This is a genomic window from Sphingomonas cavernae (genome assembly GCF_003590775.1).
Classification (GTDB): Bacteria; Pseudomonadota; Alphaproteobacteria; order Sphingomonadales; family Sphingomonadaceae; genus Sphingobium_A; species Sphingobium_A cavernae.
This window is the reverse complement of the sequence record NZ_QYUM01000004.1, coordinates 427,547-444,311: the sequence shown is the minus strand read 5'-3', so window position 1 is coordinate 444,311 and position 16,765 is coordinate 427,547. Positions and strand designations below refer to the sequence as shown.

The 16,765-nt window shown below is 64.4% G+C and carries 14 protein-coding genes; 8 read left to right on the top strand and 6 right to left on the bottom strand.

All coding sequences use genetic code 11. The features are described from left to right. Positions 1-103: 103 nt before the first annotated feature. Positions 104-1,072, bottom strand: a complete 969-nt coding sequence (locus tag D3876_RS17440) for an Mrp/NBP35 family ATP-binding protein (protein ID WP_119764672.1) — start codon at positions 1,070-1,072, stop codon at positions 104-106. Positions 1,073-1,142: 70 nt separating this feature from the next. On the opposite strand from D3876_RS17440, the gene hflK reads away from it, so the two are divergent. The 6 genes from hflK (at position 1,143) to D3876_RS17410 (ending at position 9,237) form a co-directional block, all read left to right on the top strand. Beyond that, positions 1,143-2,249, top strand: coding sequence for a protease modulator HflK (gene hflK / locus D3876_RS17435; RefSeq protein WP_119765635.1), 1,107 nt, complete (start codon positions 1,143-1,145; stop codon positions 2,247-2,249). Beyond that, positions 2,246-3,112, top strand: coding sequence for a protease modulator HflC (hflC, locus tag D3876_RS17430; protein ID WP_119764670.1), 867 nt, complete (start codon positions 2,246-2,248; stop codon positions 3,110-3,112). The genes hflK and hflC overlap by 4 nt, the downstream gene beginning before the upstream one ends. A 107-nt stretch (positions 3,113-3,219) precedes the next feature. Then, on the top strand, positions 3,220-4,743 hold the full coding sequence (locus D3876_RS17425) for a DegQ family serine endoprotease (RefSeq protein WP_119765633.1): 1,524 nt from the start codon (positions 3,220-3,222) through the stop codon (positions 4,741-4,743). A gap of 80 nt (positions 4,744-4,823) precedes the next feature. After that, positions 4,824-6,443: a helicase HerA-like domain-containing protein gene (locus D3876_RS17420; RefSeq protein ID WP_119764668.1), complete on the top strand. Its 1,620-nt coding sequence runs from the start codon at positions 4,824-4,826 to the stop codon at positions 6,441-6,443. Further along, positions 6,443-7,087, top strand: coding sequence for a hypothetical protein (locus D3876_RS17415; protein WP_119764666.1), 645 nt, complete (start codon positions 6,443-6,445; stop codon positions 7,085-7,087). The genes D3876_RS17420 and D3876_RS17415 overlap by 1 nt, the downstream gene beginning before the upstream one ends. Before the next feature lie 203 nt (positions 7,088-7,290). Then, positions 7,291-9,237, top strand: coding sequence for an OPT family oligopeptide transporter (locus tag D3876_RS17410; protein WP_119764664.1), 1,947 nt, complete (start codon positions 7,291-7,293; stop codon positions 9,235-9,237). Here D3876_RS17410 and D3876_RS17405 read toward each other — a convergent pair whose 3' ends face one another. Beyond that, positions 9,238-9,936, bottom strand: coding sequence for a glutathione S-transferase family protein (locus D3876_RS17405; RefSeq protein WP_119764662.1), 699 nt, complete (start codon positions 9,934-9,936; stop codon positions 9,238-9,240). A 129-nt stretch (positions 9,937-10,065) separates the two neighbouring features. Between D3876_RS17405 and D3876_RS17400 the strand changes: the two genes are divergently transcribed. Then, positions 10,066-10,407 (top strand): winged helix-turn-helix transcriptional regulator, encoded by a 342-nt coding sequence (locus D3876_RS17400; protein ID WP_238475427.1) that lies wholly within the window; start codon positions 10,066-10,068, stop codon positions 10,405-10,407. Between the two features lie 29 nt (positions 10,408-10,436). Here D3876_RS17400 and D3876_RS17395 read toward each other — a convergent pair whose 3' ends face one another. The 4 genes from D3876_RS17395 to queF form a co-directional block, all read right to left on the bottom strand. Further along, the gene (locus tag D3876_RS17395; RefSeq protein ID WP_119764658.1) at positions 10,437-10,841 is read right to left on the bottom strand and encodes an acyl-CoA thioesterase; all 405 of its coding nucleotides are present in this window, start codon (positions 10,839-10,841) and stop codon (positions 10,437-10,439) included. A 44-nt stretch (positions 10,842-10,885) separates the two neighbouring features. Next, entirely contained in the window at positions 10,886-12,172 is a 1,287-nt protein-coding gene (locus tag D3876_RS17390) for a glycoside hydrolase family 130 protein (RefSeq protein ID WP_119765631.1), read from the bottom strand. A 47-nt stretch (positions 12,173-12,219) separates the two neighbouring features. Continuing rightward, on the bottom strand, positions 12,220-14,412 hold the full coding sequence (locus D3876_RS17385; protein WP_420801976.1) for a glycosyltransferase: 2,193 nt from the start codon (positions 14,410-14,412) through the stop codon (positions 12,220-12,222). A 238-nt stretch (positions 14,413-14,650) separates the two neighbouring features. After that, complete coding sequence (gene queF, locus D3876_RS17380; RefSeq protein ID WP_119764654.1) at positions 14,651-15,097, bottom strand: preQ(1) synthase; 447 nt, start codon at positions 15,095-15,097, stop codon at positions 14,651-14,653. 151 nt (positions 15,098-15,248) lie between these two features. Here queF and D3876_RS17375 point away from each other — a divergent pair, with 151 nt between their 5' ends. Next, on the top strand, positions 15,249-16,742 hold the full coding sequence (locus tag D3876_RS17375; RefSeq protein ID WP_420801985.1) for a S10 family peptidase: 1,494 nt from the start codon (positions 15,249-15,251) through the stop codon (positions 16,740-16,742). Positions 16,743-16,765: the final 23 nt, after the last annotated feature.

The window sequence follows — 16,765 nt, the reverse complement described above, 5'->3', positions numbered from 1 at the left end:
ATTCCCGCGAAAGCGGGAATCCAGACAATGCTTGTAACCGCGCTGTCGATCCCGAAAATCCGCTGGATCCCCGCTTTCGCGGGGATGACGCAAATATAAATGGTCAGTGCACGGGTTGGTTCAACCATTCACGCAGGCGTGCCGCGATTTCGTGAAATGTCCTGCCTTCGGCCGCATTGCTCGCCGCCGGGGGCGTGCCCGCGTCCGACGCCTTGCGGATTGCGATGTCGAGCGGAATGCGGCCCAGAAACGGGTAGCCCATGCTTTTGGCTGCCGCTTCTGCGCCGCCGGTGCCGAAGGGGTCGGAAACCTCGCCGCAGTGCGGGCACTGATAACCCGCCATATTCTCGATCAGCCCGATAATCGGCACATTGGCCTGATTGAACAGGTCGATCGCGCGCGTCGCGTCGATCAGCGCCAGATCCTGCGGGGTCGAAACGATCACCGCCCCCGAAGGCTTGTGCTTCTGGATCATCGAGAGCTGGACGTCACCCGTGCCCGGCGGCAGATCGGCGATCAGCAGTTCGGCATCGCCCCATTGCGCGTCGATGAGTTGGCCGAGCGCGTTGCCCGCCATCGGCCCGCGCCACGCGATCGCCTGACCCGGCTTCACCAGATGGCCCAGCGACAACATAGGGATGCCGTAGCGGCTGTCGATCGGGATCAGTTTCTGATCCTCGGCGTGAGGGCGTTCTCCCTCGGTCGCCATCAGTCGAGGCTGCGACGGGCCGTAGATATCGGCGTCGATCAGCCCGACCTTGACGCCCGCCTGCCGGAGCGCGATTGCGAGATTGGCGGCGACGGTCGATTTTCCGACCCCGCCCTTGCCGCTGCCGACGACAATCAGGCGGCGGTCCTTTTTCTCGCTCGTCATCGCGATGCGGACGTCGGCCACATCGGGAAGCGCAAGCAGCGCGGCCTTGATATCGGCCTCCATCTTCAGTCGCTGATCGCCCGAAAGCCCGGTTACGTCGAGGATCAGGCTGGCCCGGCCCTCGCTCAGCCGCGGGGCGGCGGCGCGGGTTCCGGAGATGGGCGAAATGGCGGCCAGAAGCCTCTCGGTATCGGTCATGTGCGCCAAATAGGCAGAGTTTCGGGCAATGCCACTGTTTTTCCCGAAAGCGCTTCTTATAATGGACCTCATGAACGAAAAATCGGGGTGGTTCGCGTCCGTGAACGCGATGCTGAATGAAGGTGGCGGCGGCCCTTGGGGCGGCGGCAAGGGTTCCGGCGGCGGTTCGGGCGGGGGTGGCGATCGCCCGCCCAGTCCCTGGAACCGGCCGCCCGAGGGCGGGCGCCCGCGCGGCAATCGCGGCGGCCCGGGGCCGTCGGCTATGGACCAGATCGTGGCAAAGCTGCGCGAGATCTTTGGCGGCGGCGGCGGGGGCTTCTCGCGCCCGGGCGGAAAACCCGTCTGGCCGCTGATCGTCATCGCTTTCGTCGTCGTGTGGATCGCGCTCACCAGCGTTCACCGGATCGGCCCGGAACAGGCGGGCGTAATTACGCAGTTCGGCAAATATTCGCGCACGCTGGCGCCAGGTGTCGGTTTTTCGCTGCCCGCGCCGATCGAGCGCGTTGAAAAGATCGACATTCAGGCGATTCGGACCGTCCAGATCGGTCAGGCGGGCGGAGAGGACAATCTGGTGCTCACCGGCGACCAGAATCTGATCGACCTTGCCTATTCGGTGCGATGGAACATCAAGCCCGGCGCGGCCGAACAATATCTGTTCCAGCTCGCCGAACCCGAGCCGACGATTCAGGAGGTCGCGGAAAGCGCGATGCGTGCGGTGGTCGCCAATTTCACGCTGAACGACGCGATCGGCCGCGGGCGGACCGAGATCGAGCAGCAGGTTGCGGCAGCGATGCAACGCATCCTCGACGACTACAAGGCAGGCGTGCAGATCCAGGGTATCGCGATCAACCAGGCCGATCCGCCGAGCGCGGTCAACGATGCTTTCAAGGAAGTGGCGGCGGCGCAGCAGCAGGTCGAATCCAACCTCAATGGCGCGCGCGCCTATGCGCAGCAGGTGACCGCGAGGGCGCAGGGTGAGGCCGCGGCGTTCGACAAGGTCTATGAGCAATATCGGCTTGCGCCCGAAGTGACGCGGCGGCGCATGTATTACGAAACGATGGAAAAGGTTCTCGCCAAGGTGGACAAGACCGTGATCGAGGCGCCCGGGGTCACGCCCTATCTGCCGCTTCCCGAAATCAAGAAGCGCGCACGCGCGACGGTGGAGGCGGGGCAATGAACCTGATCGAACGCATAAGCCGTTATCCCATCCAGACCGCGCTGGTCGTGCTTGCGCTGCTGATCCTGATCACCAGCACCTTCTCGATCGTGCCCGAGACCAAGCAGGGTGTCGTGCTTCGCTTTGGCGAGCCGGTGCGCATCATCAATCAGTACAACCCGACGGAAAGCTTTGGTCAATCCCATGCCGGCCTGATAGCGAAGGTCCCATTCGTCGAGAACATCACATGGATCGACAAGCGGATCCTCTCGATCCCGATGGAGCGCCAGCAGGTGCTTTCGACGGATCAGGCCAGGCTTCAGGTCGACGCTTTTGCGCGCTTCCGTATCGTTGATCCGCTGCGGATGGTGATCACCGCCAAGAACAGCGAGAACGTGGCCTCAGCGCTGCGGCCGATCCTTGGCTCGGCGCTCAGGAACGAGCTTGGCAAGCGCCAGTTCGCCGCGCTGCTCAGCGCGGAACGCGGTCAGGTGATGGATAATATCCAGAATGGCCTCAACCGGGTGGCGCGGCAATATGGCGCCGAGATCGTGGACGTCCGGATCAAGCGGGCAGAGCTGCCCGAAGGCACGCCGCGCGACAGCGCGCTCGAACGGATGCGGACTGCGCGGCGTCAGGAGGCGCTGACGATTCAGGCGCAGGGGCTGAAGCAGGCGCAGATCATTCGCGCGCAGGCCGACGCCGACGCTGCCAAGACCTATGCTGCGGCGTTCGGCAAGGATGCCGACTTCTACGACTTCTATCGCGCGATGCAGTCCTACGAGCGGACCTTCGGCACCGACGGGTCGTCGCCCGAAGGCTCGTCGTCGATCATCCTTTCACCGGACAATAGCTATCTCAAGGAGTTTCAGGGGCGCCGTTGAACCGCGCCCATTCAATCTGCGTTAAGCCAGCGCGCGCCAGCCTCGCGGGGAACCGCGCGAGACTGGGAAATCGCGCCAATTGGAAGGAAGACCGGAGGATTATGAACGTGCGCTACGCCTATGCCATCACCACCGCCCTGCTCGTCGGCGGGGCGGCGATCACGATGGGCACGAATACGCCAGTGGGTGCCCAGACCGCCCAGAATGACGAACGCGCGATGCTGGCTGCAGCTCCGCGAGCCGGCGCGCCAATGAGCTTTGCGGATCTGACCGCGCGGCTTCAGCCATCGGTCGTCAACATCTCGACCAAGCAGACCGTCCAGGTTCAGAACAACAACCCCTTTGCGGGCACGCCTTTCCAGGACTTTTTCGGCCAGCGGGGCAATAATGGCCGCCCGGTCACGCGCGAAGCACAGTCGCTGGGTTCGGGATTCATCATCTCGGCTGACGGCTATATCGTCACCAACAACCATGTCGTGGCGCCTGGCAATCGCAGTGCGGTGGTGGATTCGATCACCGTGACGCTGCCCGATCGCAAGGAATATGAGGCAAAGCTCATCGGCCGCGATCCCGCCTCAGACCTCGCGCTCCTCAAGATCAACGCCACCAACCTGCCCTTCGTGACGTTCGGCGATTCGACGCAGACGCGCGTCGGCGACTGGATCGTCGCGATCGGCAACCCCTTCGGACTTGGCGGCACGGTGACTGCGGGCATCGTCTCGGCGCTCCACCGCAATACCGGTCAGGGCGGCGCCTATGATCGCTATATCCAGACCGATGCGTCGATCAATTTCGGCAATTCGGGCGGCCCGATGTTCGACCTGAACGGCAACGTCATCGGCATCAACTCGGCGATCTTCTCGCCCACGGGCGGCAATGTCGGCATCGGCTTCGCGATCCCCGCGGAGCAGGCCAAGCCGATCATCGACACGCTCAAGGCGGGCGAGCGCGTTCAGCGCGGCTATCTCGGCGTCGGCCTCCAGCCTATCGACGAGAATATTGCTGCGTCGCTGGGCCTGCCCAAGAATGTTGGCGAACTGATCGCGCGGGTCGAGCCCAATGAGGGCGCGGCCAAGGCGGGTATCCAGCAGGGCGATGTCATCACCAAGGTGAACAATACGCCGGTGACCCCGGACAACACGTTGTCCTTCCTGGTCGCGAACACCAAGCCGGGCCAGAAGATTCCGATCGAACTGTACCGCGGCGGCAAGCGAATGACGGTCACCGCGACAGTCGGCCAGCGTCCGCCCGAAGAGCAGCTCGCGGCCTTCGCCAATCCCGATGGCGATGCGATCACCGAGCCCGATGCCGGTACGGGTGAGCAGGCGACGCGCGATTCGCTGGGCCTTGCCGTCCAGACGCTGACTCCGCAGATCCAGCGCCAGCTCGGCCTTGCGCCCAATGTCCGCGGTGTCGTTGTCGGTGCGGTCGATCCGTCGAGCGACGCGGCCAATTCGGGCATCCAGCGGGGTGATATCATCCTGTCTGCGAACCAGCGCCCGACAACCACCGCCGACGAGCTCAACGCGCAGGTGCGCGCATCACAGACGAGCAATCGCCCGGTGCTGCTGCTCGTCCAGCGCGGCAATGGCGCCGCGCGCTATGTAGGTGTGAAGCTCAAGGCGCGCTGACGCGAAAATCCCCGTTTCGTCGGCGCTTGTCGTTCCATGCCCCCAACCGCTAAGAGGTGTGGGAATATGGGAGGCGCAGAGTGGCTGACGAGACGGGGCTTTTCATCGGGGTCGGCGGCGGCCAGCGCCAGATCCTCAATTTCAGGCGCGCCAACCGCCACGGCCTGATCGCGGGTGCGACAGGCACGGGCAAGACCGTCACGCTCCAGGGTATTGCCGAGGGTTTCTCGCGCGCGGGCGTTCCCGTCTTCGTGGCGGACGTGAAGGGCGATCTGTCGGGCATGGCGATGCCCGGCTCGCCCACTGCCAAGGTCCATGAAAGCTTCGCCGCGCGCGCCGCCGAGATCGGCGACACCGAATGGACGTACAAGGACAATCCCGTCCAGTTCTGGGACCTGTTCGGCGAGCAGGGCCATCCGATCCGCACCACTATCTCCGAAATGGGGCCGCTGCTGCTCTCGCGGCTGATGGATCTGAACGAGGTGCAGGAAGGCGTGCTCACGATCGCCTTTCACGTTGCGGACAAGGATGGGCTGCTGCTGCTCGACCTCGACGATCTTCAGGCGATGCTTGCGCACTGTGCCGATCGCGCCGACGAACTCACCACCACCTATGGCAATGTCTCGAAGCAAAGCATCGGGACGATCCAGCGTTCGCTACTGCAGCTTCGTAGCCAGGGCGGCGACAGGTTCTTCGGTGAGCCCGCGCTCGATATCGGCGACTTCTTCACGCAGGATGAGCAGGGCAGGGGGATCGTCAACATCCTTGCCGCCGACAAGCTGATGGCGAGCCCCAAGCTCTATTCGACATTTCTGCTCTGGCTGCTGTCCGAACTGTTCGAGACGCTTCCTGAGGTCGGCGATCCCGACAAGCCAAAGCTCGTCTTCTTCTTCGACGAGGCGCATCTGCTCTTCGACGAGGCGCCCCGGGCGCTGCTCGAGAAGGTCGAGCAGGTCGTGCGCCTCATCCGTTCCAAGGGTGTCGGCGTCTATTTCATCACCCAGAACCCGATCGACATACCCGATGGCGTCGCGGGCCAGCTTGGCAACCGCGTCCAGCATGCGCTCCGCGCCTTCACGCCGCGCGATGAAAAGGCGATCAAGTCGGCCGCCGAAACCTTCCGCGCCAACCCGCAAGTCGATGTGGTCACAGCGATCACCGAACTGAAGGTGGGCGAGGCGCTCGTCTCGCTGCTCCAGGCCGATGGTGCGCCATCGCCGGTGCAGCGCACGCTGATCAAGCCCGTCTGTTCGCGCATCGGTCCGGTGACGCCGGTCGAACGCGGGGTGATCAAGGAAACCGACGCGATCGGCAACAAGTATGACACGCTGATCGACCGCGAATCCGCCGAGGAATTGCTTGGCGCAAAGGCGGCGGAGGCTGCCGCTGCCGCAGCCGAGGCCAAGGCCGCGGCCGAACAGGCCAAGCTCGACGCCGTGCAGGCCAAGGAAGACGAAAAGGCGCGCATCGCGGCCGAGCGCGAAACCGCGCGCCAGGCCAAGGAAGCCGAACGCCAGCGCGTTGCCGCCGAACGCGAGGCGGCGCGGCAAGCGCGCGAGGCGGCGAAGCCGACCTTTGCCGAAAAAATGGTTCAGTCCGCGGCGCGCTCGGCGGCAACTTCGATCGGGCGCAAGGTGGCGGGCAATCTGGGCGGACAGTTGCTGCGCGGCTTGCTCGGCGGCCTGTTCAAGGGGCGCTGATGCGCTGGCCCGCGCTTCTCTTCCCGATCGCGGCACTGGCGTCGGCACCCGCCGCCGCACAGGCTGCCTCGGAACAGGTCGGGCTTTATGAAGCGCAGGCCACCGAGATTGCGGCGGCGATCGACCTGCGCGCCGATGGCCGCTTCCGCTACGGGCTGAGCTATGGCGCGCTCGACGAGGAAGGCGAGGGTGTCTGGACGGTCGAGAGCGGCACGATTTACCTGACGAGTGATCCCAAGGTTACGCCGCCGCGCTTCGCGCTTGAGCGCGACGTGCCCGCGCCTGCGGGAACCCTCACGGTCCAGCTTTCGGATCCCGAGGCGCTCGGCGGTTATCCGTTGACGCTGATCGTGACCATCGCGGGTGAAGATCGCCCGCGTTATGTGGACGCGGAGGAGGACGGCCGCGTGCCGCTCGAGCCCGGCATGGTCGTGACGAGCGTCGTCCCCGATATGCCCGTCTACGAGATCCCGTATCAGCCGCACGCGCTCACCCCCGACGTGGGACACAACCTCGTCTTTCGCTTCGAGCCCAATGATTTCGGCAAGGCCGATTTCGCCCGCGAACCCGTAGCGATCCGTGACAGCACGCTCGTCCTTGAACGCTACGGACGTACCATCCCTTTCCATCGCCAGCAGCGTTAGAGCGTCGCGCGTTTAGCAGGGTTCAGTGCTCCTGCGAAAGCAGGAGCCCATTTTCCGTGGCGCACAGTCGTTTCTGGCTTGGGCTCCGGGGCAAGCCCGGAGCACGAATACGGATCAGGTATAACGCACGATGCTCTGGCGCCGTTCTCAGCCTCGCTGACAAACCGGTTTCGCGCCGCGCGAACCGCCTGTAGGACCCCCTGATGCAGAAAACCCGACTCCCCGAACTGACGCTGCGCGGCATAGTGCTTGGCGGCCTGATCACGCTCGTCTTCACTGCCGCGAATGTCTATCTGGGGCTCAAGGTAGGGCTCACTTTCGCCACCTCGATTCCCGCCGCGGTGATCTCGATGGCCGTGCTGCGCTTCTTTTCAAACGCCAACATCCTCGAAAACAACATCGTCCAGACCATCGCCTCGGCGGCGGGCACGCTGGCCGCGATCATCTTCGTGCTGCCCGGCCTCGTCATGATCGGCTGGTGGCAGGGCTTCCCCTATTGGACGACCACGGCGGTCTGCGCGATCGGCGGGATATTGGGGGTGATGTATTCGGTGCCGCTCAGGCGCGCCTTGGTGACCGGATCGGACCTGCCCTATCCCGAGGGTGTTGCCGCCGCCGAGGTTCTGAAGGTCGGCGCGGCGTCCGAAGGCGGGGCCGAGGAGAATGCCAGGGGGCTGCGCACGATCTTGACGAGTTCGCTCGCCTCGGCAGGCTTCGCGATCCTCGCCGCGACCAAGCTGGCGGCCGCCGAAGCCGCCACTTATTTCCGCGTCGGCGCGGGCGCGAGCAGCGTCTCGACCAGCCTGTCGATGGCGCTGATCGGCGTCGGCCATCTTGTCGGGCTTTCGGTGGGCGCCGCGATGCTCTTCGGCATGCTGTTGAGCTGGGGCGGGCTCGTGCCCGTGATGACAGCGATGCACGGCGTTTCGGGCGCGGTGTCCGACGTCGTTGACACCACCTTCCGCAGCGAAGTGCGCTTCATCGGCGCGGGCACGATCGGCGTCGCGGCGATCTGGACGCTGCTCAAGATCATGGGACCGATCATCAGCGGCATTCGCAGCGCAATGGCGGCCGCACGCGCGCGCAAGGATGGCGCGGAGCTTGAACTCACCCAACGCGATCTCCCGATCGGCATCGTCGGCGGCACCATCCTCGCCTCGCTGCTCCCGATCGCGGTCCTGCTCTGGCAGTTCGCGGCAGGCGGGCCGATTGCCGAGCATGCGGTGCCAATCATCGCGGGCACGCTCGTCTATATCCTCTTCATCGGCGTCGTGATTGCTGCGGTCTGCGGCTATATGGCGGGGCTGATCGGCGCCTCCAACAGCCCGGTCTCGGGCGTCGGCATCCTCGCGGTGCTGGGCGCGGCGCTGCTGCTCGCGATCCTCTACGGTCATGGCGGCGATCCCGATCGCGCGCAGGCGCTCGTCGCCTATGCGCTGTTCACGACCGCGATCGTCTTTTCGATCGCCACCATCTCCAACGACAATCTTCAGGATCTGAAGACCGGCCAGCTCGTCGGCGCGACACCGTGGAAGCAGCAGTTCGCGCTCGTCCTCGGCGTGATCTTCGGCTCGCTCGTCATTCCGCCCGTGCTCAGCCTGCTCAACGGCGCTTTCGGCTTCCAGGGCGCGCCGGGGGCAGGCGCGAACGCGCTCGCAGCCCCGCAGGCCGCGCTGATCTCGGCACTCGCCAAGGGCGTGCTCGGCGGCGATCTCGACTGGAGCCTGATCGGCTTCGGTGCCACGATCGGCGTCGTCGTGATCGCGATCGACGAGGCGCTGGGCAAGGCGGGCAAGATGCGGCTCCCACCCCTGGGCGTGGGCATGGGCATCTATCTCCCGATGGCGCTGACCTTGCTCATCCCCGTCGGTGCGGCGCTCGGCTATTTCTACGAACGCCGCGCCGAGCGCGCCGCCGATCCCGAATTCGCGAAGCGCATGGGCGTGCTGATGGCGACGGGGCTGATCGTCGGCGAAAGCCTGTTCGGCGTCGCCTTTGCGGGCCTCGTCTGGAGCACCAACAGCGACGCTCCGCTTGCGCTGGTGGGCGAAGGCTTCGAAAGCTTTGCCCTGCCGATCGGGCTTATCGTGTTCACAGGTGTGATCGCCTGGCTGTATCGCACAGCCAGGCGATCCGCCGGGATCGCCTGATCAGGCAGCAAGCCGCGGGAGCAGCGTGTCCAGCGTGACGTGTCCCCGGAAGCCGCCCGCCGATTGCGCGGGGGTTTCATCTTCGATCGCGTGCGCGAAAACCATCGCGGGATCGGCTTCCAGCTTGCGGAGCAGCCGGTCGACCGCGGGATATTCGCGCGGCAGATCGAACAGTTGCAAATCCTCCGCCCAGCGGACGATCGCCGCGAAATAGGCATCGGCGATCGTCGCCTGTACGCCCACCAGCCATGCGCGGTCCGCCAGATGCGCCTCAAGATTTGCGAGGACCTGCGCCGTGCTGTCGCGGCCCAGCATACGCAGCATCGCGGCCTCGGGCGATCCTTCGGGCTGCTTGAAGCTGTTCCAGACCATGCCGAACGCGCCGTGCACGCTGGTATGCAGGTAGGACAGCATCGCATTGAGTTCGTCGAACGCACGCGTGCCCTGCGCAAAGCCGATGCCGCGGGAAAGATCGCGCGCCGCGATATGATGCAGGATGGCTAGGCTTTCGGTCAGCACGCTGCCATCCTCAAGCATCAGTGCGGGGGTCTGCATCGTCGGGTTGATGTGCGCATAGCCCGCTTCCTTCGCGAGCATGTCGACGCGACTCAGCCGATAGGGCTGGCCCAGCCACTCAAGCGCGACGATCGATCCGAACGAGCAGCCGTGCGGGATGCCGTAGAACAATACCGGTTCCATATATATCTCCGTTGATGTCTGGAGCGCCGGGCCCGGGCGCCTGACAGCCAGATGCGGCTTTGCTATGCTTTTCTCAAGTACCGACTATTTTGTAGGGTACGCACCAGAAGGTAAGTTTCGGAGAATTGCGTGGCGAAAAACATGCCCGAAGCCTGTGGACTCGGCGCCGCGCTCGAAGTGATCGGCGGCAAATGGAAGACCTTCATCCTGTGGGAGATCCATTTCGGTCCGATCCGCTTCGGCGAATTAAAGCGGCGCGTGACGGGGATCAGCGAAAAGATGCTGATCCAGAATCTGCGCGAGATGGAGGCCGATGGCATCATCGCGCGCGAAATGTTCCATGAGATCCCGCCGCGCGTCGAATATTCGGTCACCGAACTCGGGCGGACGCTCAACGATGCAGTGACGCCGCTCGCGACCTGGGGGAAGGTCTACAGCAAGCGGATCATGGAGACGCTCGAGGGCGGGTGAACTGCGCACCGGCCGGGCCGGACGCGCGCTCAGTTGCCCTTGGAAAAGAACCGCTCGGCGATCTCGCTCGCGATGCGCGCGGGTCGCAGCGTTTCGGCGTCGATGCAGCACCAGCTCGACTTGACCTCGGCCAGCACGTCCTCGCCGCGCTTGATCAGCGTTTCGTAGAACGCGCGTGCGCCTTGGACTTTTTCGAGGATGACGGTGGCGATCACCTCGTCGTCCAGAAAGGCGGGCTTGCGATAGGTGATCTCGTGCTTGAGCGCGACCCACAGATGCCGGGCGACCGCATCGGGGGGCGCCAGCGAGCGCCAGTGGTCGAGCACCGCTTCCTGTACCCAGTTCAGGTAGTTGGCGTTGTTCACATGCCCCATGAAGTCGATATCGCCCGGAACGATCTCGATGGGATGGTCATGGGGAATCGCTGCGGTCATGCGCTGACACTACTGTAAATAGCTGTGAAAGGCGAGGAAAAGCTTCACTTCATCAGGTCGAGCAGCGCGCCGATCGGCACGAAGGCGAAGGCGACCGAACTGTCGGCCACGCCATAGGGCATGAAGAGCAGGTCGCCATGCTTCATCGCACCGCAGGTATAGACGACATTGGGGACATAGCCCTCGCGGTCCTGCTCGATCGCGGAAAGGATCGGATCGGGAGTGCGCGCGAGCACCTTCGACGGATCCTTCTTGTCGAGCAGCACCGCCCCGATCGAATATTTGCGCATCGCGCCGACACCGTGGGTGAGCAGCAGCCAGCCCTCGTCGAGTTCGATGGGCGGGCCGCAATTGCCCATCTGGACGAGTTCCCATGGGTAGACCGGTTCCACCAGCTTCTCGCCGTCCTCCCAGTGGTCGATCGAGTCGGACTTGAGCAGGAAGATGTTTTCGCCGTCCTGCCGGCCGATCATCATGTAGCTGCCGTCGATCTTGCGTGGGAACAGCGCCATGCCCTTGTTGCGCGCGGCGGCGCCCTTGATCGGCACGAGGTCGAAACTGTGGAAATCGCGCGTTCGCATCATCTCGGACTGGATCTCGCGCCCCGAATAGGCGGTATAGGTGCCGATCCACTCGACCGAGCCGTCGTCATGCGTGAAATGGACGAGGCGCAGATCCTCGAGCCCGTTGCGCTGCGCGGGCGTAATCGGGAAGATCACCGTCCCCGAAAGCGTGCTGTCCTGGTGGCGGTAGACCGTGACGGGACCTTCAGGCACGAGGTCCTCGGCCTCGTCGAGCGCGTCGGCGGCGGTGGCGAAGGGGGGCTCGGGCGCGAGCCGCAGGTCACCCGTGTCGCTGATGATGCCTTCGCGAAAGACGACGGTGGAGATATGGCCTTCGCCCACCGCGCGCAGCGACATGATGATCCGCTGCGATCCCTTGGGCATCCCCGTCTGGTCGTGGTGCGAAACCACGCTCGGATTCATCAGGGCTGCGGCGGCATAGCTGTATTCGTGGCAGAAATAGGCGCCGATGAGCTGACGCTTGTCGTCGCCGATGTCGCCGAGTTCGCGCCCGAGCTGCGCTTCGATTTCCTCATAGCGCGTCATGAAGACGCGGCGCGTCTGCCAATGGCGTTCCTCGAAATCCTTGAGCACCGCCTCAAGTTGCGCCTGCGCGGTTTTGGTGTCCATTTCGAGGACTTCGTCGACCAGCCGCTCGGAACGGCTTCGCGTCGCCCCATTCGCTTGCCACGCAAGGTGAAAGGGACGAACCACGACGCGCGACGGATCGGCGTAGAGCCTCAGGTGATGATTGTAGACGCTGAGCATCGACCTTCCCGGCTCCACCGGCGCTCCCCCTGTCCGTGCCTGAAAATTCAAGCGACGGCGCCCACCGGTTCTGCCACGGCTGTAGCGGCCTTGGATAGTCTGGAAATTGCGCAGGAGGCGAGTTGCAGTGCCAGGATCGATTCCGCGCCCTGGTTGCGATTGATGCCGGTGGGCATCAACCCGTCGAAACAGCCGCCATCGTTGCGCGTGGCGAGGGGCATGTCGAGGTCATTTTCCCCCAGAAACCAGCGATAGGCGCGCCGTGCCTCATCGACCCATCGGCGATCGCCCGAGGCTTCAAATGCGGCTTCGCACGCGTCGATCGTCGCCTGCGCTTCCAGCGGCTGCTGGTCGAACGGCATGGGCGGTTCGAATGCGCGCCCGAAGCTGTCGGTGCCAACCGCGCGGAAATGCCCCTCGGGCGCGATCTGCTGCCCGGCGATCCAGTCCAGCGTCTGCAACCCGCATTCGCGGTAGTCTTCCCGGCCAAGCGCTATGCCCGCGCGCAGCAGCGCCTCGGGCAGGCGCGCATTGTCATAGGCAAGCACCGCCTCGAACCATGGCCAGTCGGGTCGCCTTGATTCGGCGAGCAGTGCAAGCAATTGATCGCCGAAGGTCTCCAGTATCGCGCGCGAGGCGCCGTGACCGCGGCGCGCGTCAAACATCGCGGCAGCACCCAGCATCGCGAAGGCCTGCGCACGCGGTGCGCCGAGCGAAAGCGCGTGATGCGCGGTCCGGTCGAAGAGGTTCGCCGCCCAGTCGGCGTGCTTCTGGATCGGCGCGTGGCGAGCGGTGACGCCCAGCGACCACAATGCGCGGCCGTGACTGTCTTCCGATCCGAAATCCTCGCACCAGCTTCGATCAAAGCGCATGAAGTTGCGGAAGCGGCCATGATCGGGGTTCCAGCTATGCTGGACGAACGAGGCGTAGACCGTCATCCACTGATCGCGCTGGCTTTCGTCGATATCCTCGATGCGTCCGAGCAGCATCAGCGCGCGTGCATTGTCATCGACGCAATAGCCGTGATGGCGGTCGGGCACCGAAAAGACGCCGTGCTGGTACATCCCCGTCGAATCGCTCATGCGAAGCACTGCGGTCAGATCGGGGGCGAGGAGGCTGGCGCGCGCCGTCATTGCCTTGCCGAGCCGCATGGGCGCGCGCTGCTCCATTTCGCCGAGGATCATCGCCGCGCGCTCGGCGAGCCGCGACCAAAGCATCGTCCGCCCGCGCGCATAGGCGCGTTCCGCGAGCGCATCGCGCCCCGCATCGTCCTCGAGCAGCCGCACGATCGCCGCCGCCATCTGGGCGCTGTCGCCGAAATTGACGAGCACGCCGTGATTCTCGTCGAGGATCTCGGTGGCATGGATATAGGGCGTTGCGACGACGGGTTTGCCGACGCTGACAGCATAGGAAAGCGTGCCCGAAGTGATCTGATCGCGGTTCAGATAGGGCGTCACATAGACATCGGCCGCCTGAAGATAGTCGAGCAACTCGTCGGGGTCGACAAAGGCGTCGATGAAGCGGACATGGTCGCTCACGCCGAGCGTTTCGGCGAGCGCGTGCAGCTTTTCGCGATACGCCTCGCCCTCGCGCCGGACGAGATTGGGATGCGTCGCGCCGAGCACGACATAGAGCGTCTCGGGATGCGCAGCGACGATGCGCGGCATCGCGTCGATCATCACCTCGATGCCCTTGCCGGGGGCTATCAGGCCGAAGGTGAGGATCACCCGGCGGCCTTCGAAGCCGAACCGCGGCTTGACGGAGTCGGGCGCAACGAGCGGTCGATCGGGAACGCCGTGCGGGATGACGGCGATTTGCGCATCCGCCACGCCATAGACGCGACGCAGAATCTCGCGGGCCTTTTCGGCCATGACGATGAGTTTGGACGCACGTCGCGCGAGCGCTTCGAGCACGCGGCGCTCATCGGGACCGGGCTTTTCGAGCACCGTATGAAGCGTCACGAGAACGGGCAGGTTCACGCGGTCGAGCAGATTCAGGATCAACTCGCCAGCGGTCCCGCCGAAAATGCCATATTCGTGCTGGAGCCAGATCGCGCGCGCGCCGCTCTCGGCGATCTTGCGCGCGGCCGCGCGATAGGCGGCAGGGTCATTCTGGTCGATGGTGGCGATGTGCTCGGGATAGGCAATGCCGCTGCCGTCGTCCATCGCGTAGAGATCGACGGTCATGGCGGGAAAGCGCGCCGCCAGCGCGTCACAGGTATCGCTCGTAAAGGTCGCCATTCCGCAACGCCGGGGAAGCGCATTGCCAATCAGCGCGATGTGCGCCGGTGCTTCAGGCGCAAACGCTTCACGTGAAGCCGTTTCGTCCATGGTCACCCTTTCGCTAGTGCAACAGTATCAGGGGCGTGAGTTTTCCTGTGCTACCGAACGTGTCTTGGGGGTGAAGGTTGCCTATATTGTGCATTGCAGCAAGGGGATTCCGCAGGGCGTTGGAATCATGCGATCAAGTGCTGTCAGGTTAACCCCTGCCGCGATAACCCGGTACGCCTTGATCGGGCAGCCATAGGCCTTGGGGTGGTTCTCCCGATTGCCAGAAGACGTCGATCGGGATGCCGCCGCGCGGATACCAATAGCCGCCGATGCGCAGCCATTTGGGCTTCATCTCGGCGAACAGCCGCTCGCCGATGCCGACGGTGCAATCCTCGTGAAAGGCGCGGTGGTTGCGGAACGCGCCGAGGAACAGCTTCAGCGATTTGGATTCGACGATCGTCGCCTCGGGGGCATAGTCGATCACCAGATGCGCGAAATCGGGCTGGCCCGTGACGGGGCACAGCGAAGTGAATTCGGGCGCGGTGAAGCGCACGAGATAGGGCCGCCCCGTCCGGGGGTTGGGCACATAGTCGAGCACGGCTTCTTCGGGAGAGTTGGGAAGCGTCGAGCTCTGGCCGAGATGGGTCGTTTGCATGGCTGCGCATTTAAGGGAAAGCGTGCGCGATAACCACCCTCCAGTGTCTCGCCGCTTTTCGACGAACGACATTGCCCGCCGAACGGGGGTGCAATAGCAGACCCGTGAGACAAGATATCCAGAGAGGCGCATGCGGAAATCACTGGGAAAAATGGCACTGGGGGCTGGCCTGCTGGTGCTCGGAGCGATCGCTCCTGCCTTTGCGCAGGACAAGGAAAAGCCGGCGGCCGAAAAAACGAAGACAGAGGATATCCCGCCGCCCAAGCGCTCGATCACGAAGCATTCGGGGCGGTTCGGCGGCCAATCGGTCAGCTACACCGCCACCGCAGGCGAAACCTGGCTCAAGGCCGATGACGGCACCCCGCGCGCGGCGATCTTCTCGGTGTCCTATGTGAAGGAAGGCAGGGATCCCGATCGCCCCGTCACCTTCCTCTTCAACGGAGGCCCCGGTTCGGGTTCGGTATGGCTCCACATGGGCGCCTTCGGTCCCAAGCGTGTCGCCATCCCTTCGGACGCCCGCGACGACGGCGCCCCGCCCTATCCGATCGTCGACAATCCCGACAGCCTGCTCGACGTCACCGACATCGTCTTCATCGATCCCGTTGGCACCGGCTTCAGCCATGCGCTGGGCAAAACCGATCCCAAGGACTTCTACGGCGTCACCAAGGACGCCGAAGCGATCGCGCAGTTCATCCGGCTCTGGCTAAATGAAAATGGTCGCTGGAACGCGCCTAAATATCTTGGCGGCGAAAGCTATGGCACGACGCGCTCGGCCGCGGTGCTCAACCAGCTCGAAGGCGCATATAACGACGTCGCGCTCAACGGCGTGATCCTGATCTCGACCGTGCTCGATTTCGCGGCGGGGGCGGACACGCCCGGCAACGAGATGTCGTACATCCTCAACGTGCCCAGCATGGCGGCGACCGCGCTCTTCCATGGCAAGGCGCAGGCGTCTTCCGTGGAAGCGTTCACGCAGGAGGCGCGGCAATGGGCGATCGGCCCCTATGCCGCCGCGCTCCTCAAGGGCAATGCCTTGCAGGGTGACGAACGCGCCGCCGTCCGCAAGGATCTGGCGCGATTTACCGGGCTTTCGGAGGCGTATCTCGAACAGGCGGATCTCCGAGTTACGCCCGACCGCTTCTATAAGGAACTGTTGCGCGATCGGGGCCTCACCGTCGGCCGTCTCGACAGCCGATATACCGGCAAGGATTATGACAATGCGGGGGAGACGCCCGACAATGATCCCAGCTTCTACGGCATCGACGCGGGCTATACCGCCGCAATCAACGCCTATGCGCGCGAAACGCTGAAGTTCGACACCGAGCGGCGCTACGTCACCATCGGCAGCGTTGGCCCCTGGGACTGGCGTCTCGGCGGCGGGCGAGACAACGACGTTTATGTCAATGTGGCTCCCTATATCGGCAAGGGGCTGCGCGAAAACAGCGGGCTGCGGATTTTCGTGGGGCAGGGCTATTACGACTTCGCGACGCCCTTTTTCGCCGCCGAATATGCGCTCAGCCGCACGGGCATCCCGAAGGAGCGCGTCGAGTATCGCTATTACGGCTCGGGCCACATGATGTACGTCCGCGATGAGGATCGTGCGAAGCTGAGCCAGGACATCCGCGCCTTCATCCGGGCTCGCTGAGCGCACTCGACGGCATGGGCGGC

What these genes read in the sequence shown, in the direction of transcription:
- D3876_RS17440 (WP_119764672.1), bottom strand. Translation starts at nt 1,072, where the DNA reads ATGACCGATACCGAGAGGCTTCTGGCCGCCATTTCGCCCATCTCCGGA.
- hflK (WP_119765635.1), top strand. Translation starts at nt 1,143, where the DNA reads ATGAACGAAAAATCGGGGTGGTTCGCGTCCGTGAACGCGATGCTGAAT.
- hflC (WP_119764670.1), top strand. Translation starts at nt 2,246, where the DNA reads ATGAACCTGATCGAACGCATAAGCCGTTATCCCATCCAGACCGCGCTG.
- D3876_RS17415 (WP_119764666.1), top strand. Translation starts at nt 6,443, where the DNA reads ATGCGCTGGCCCGCGCTTCTCTTCCCGATCGCGGCACTGGCGTCGGCA.
- D3876_RS17410 (WP_119764664.1), top strand. Translation starts at nt 7,291, where the DNA reads ATGCAGAAAACCCGACTCCCCGAACTGACGCTGCGCGGCATAGTGCTT.
- D3876_RS17405 (WP_119764662.1), bottom strand. Translation starts at nt 9,936, where the DNA reads ATGGAACCGGTATTGTTCTACGGCATCCCGCACGGCTGCTCGTTCGGA.
- D3876_RS17395 (WP_119764658.1), bottom strand. Translation starts at nt 10,841, where the DNA reads ATGACCGCAGCGATTCCCCATGACCATCCCATCGAGATCGTTCCGGGC.
- D3876_RS17390 (WP_119765631.1), bottom strand. Translation starts at nt 12,172, where the DNA reads ATGCTCAGCGTCTACAATCATCACCTGAGGCTCTACGCCGATCCGTCG.
- D3876_RS17385 (WP_420801976.1), bottom strand. Translation starts at nt 14,412, where the DNA reads ATGGCGACCTTTACGAGCGATACCTGTGACGCGCTGGCGGCGCGCTTT.
- queF (WP_119764654.1), bottom strand. Translation starts at nt 15,097, where the DNA reads ATGCAAACGACCCATCTCGGCCAGAGCTCGACGCTTCCCAACTCTCCC.
- D3876_RS17375 (WP_420801985.1), top strand. Translation starts at nt 15,249, where the DNA reads ATGGCACTGGGGGCTGGCCTGCTGGTGCTCGGAGCGATCGCTCCTGCC.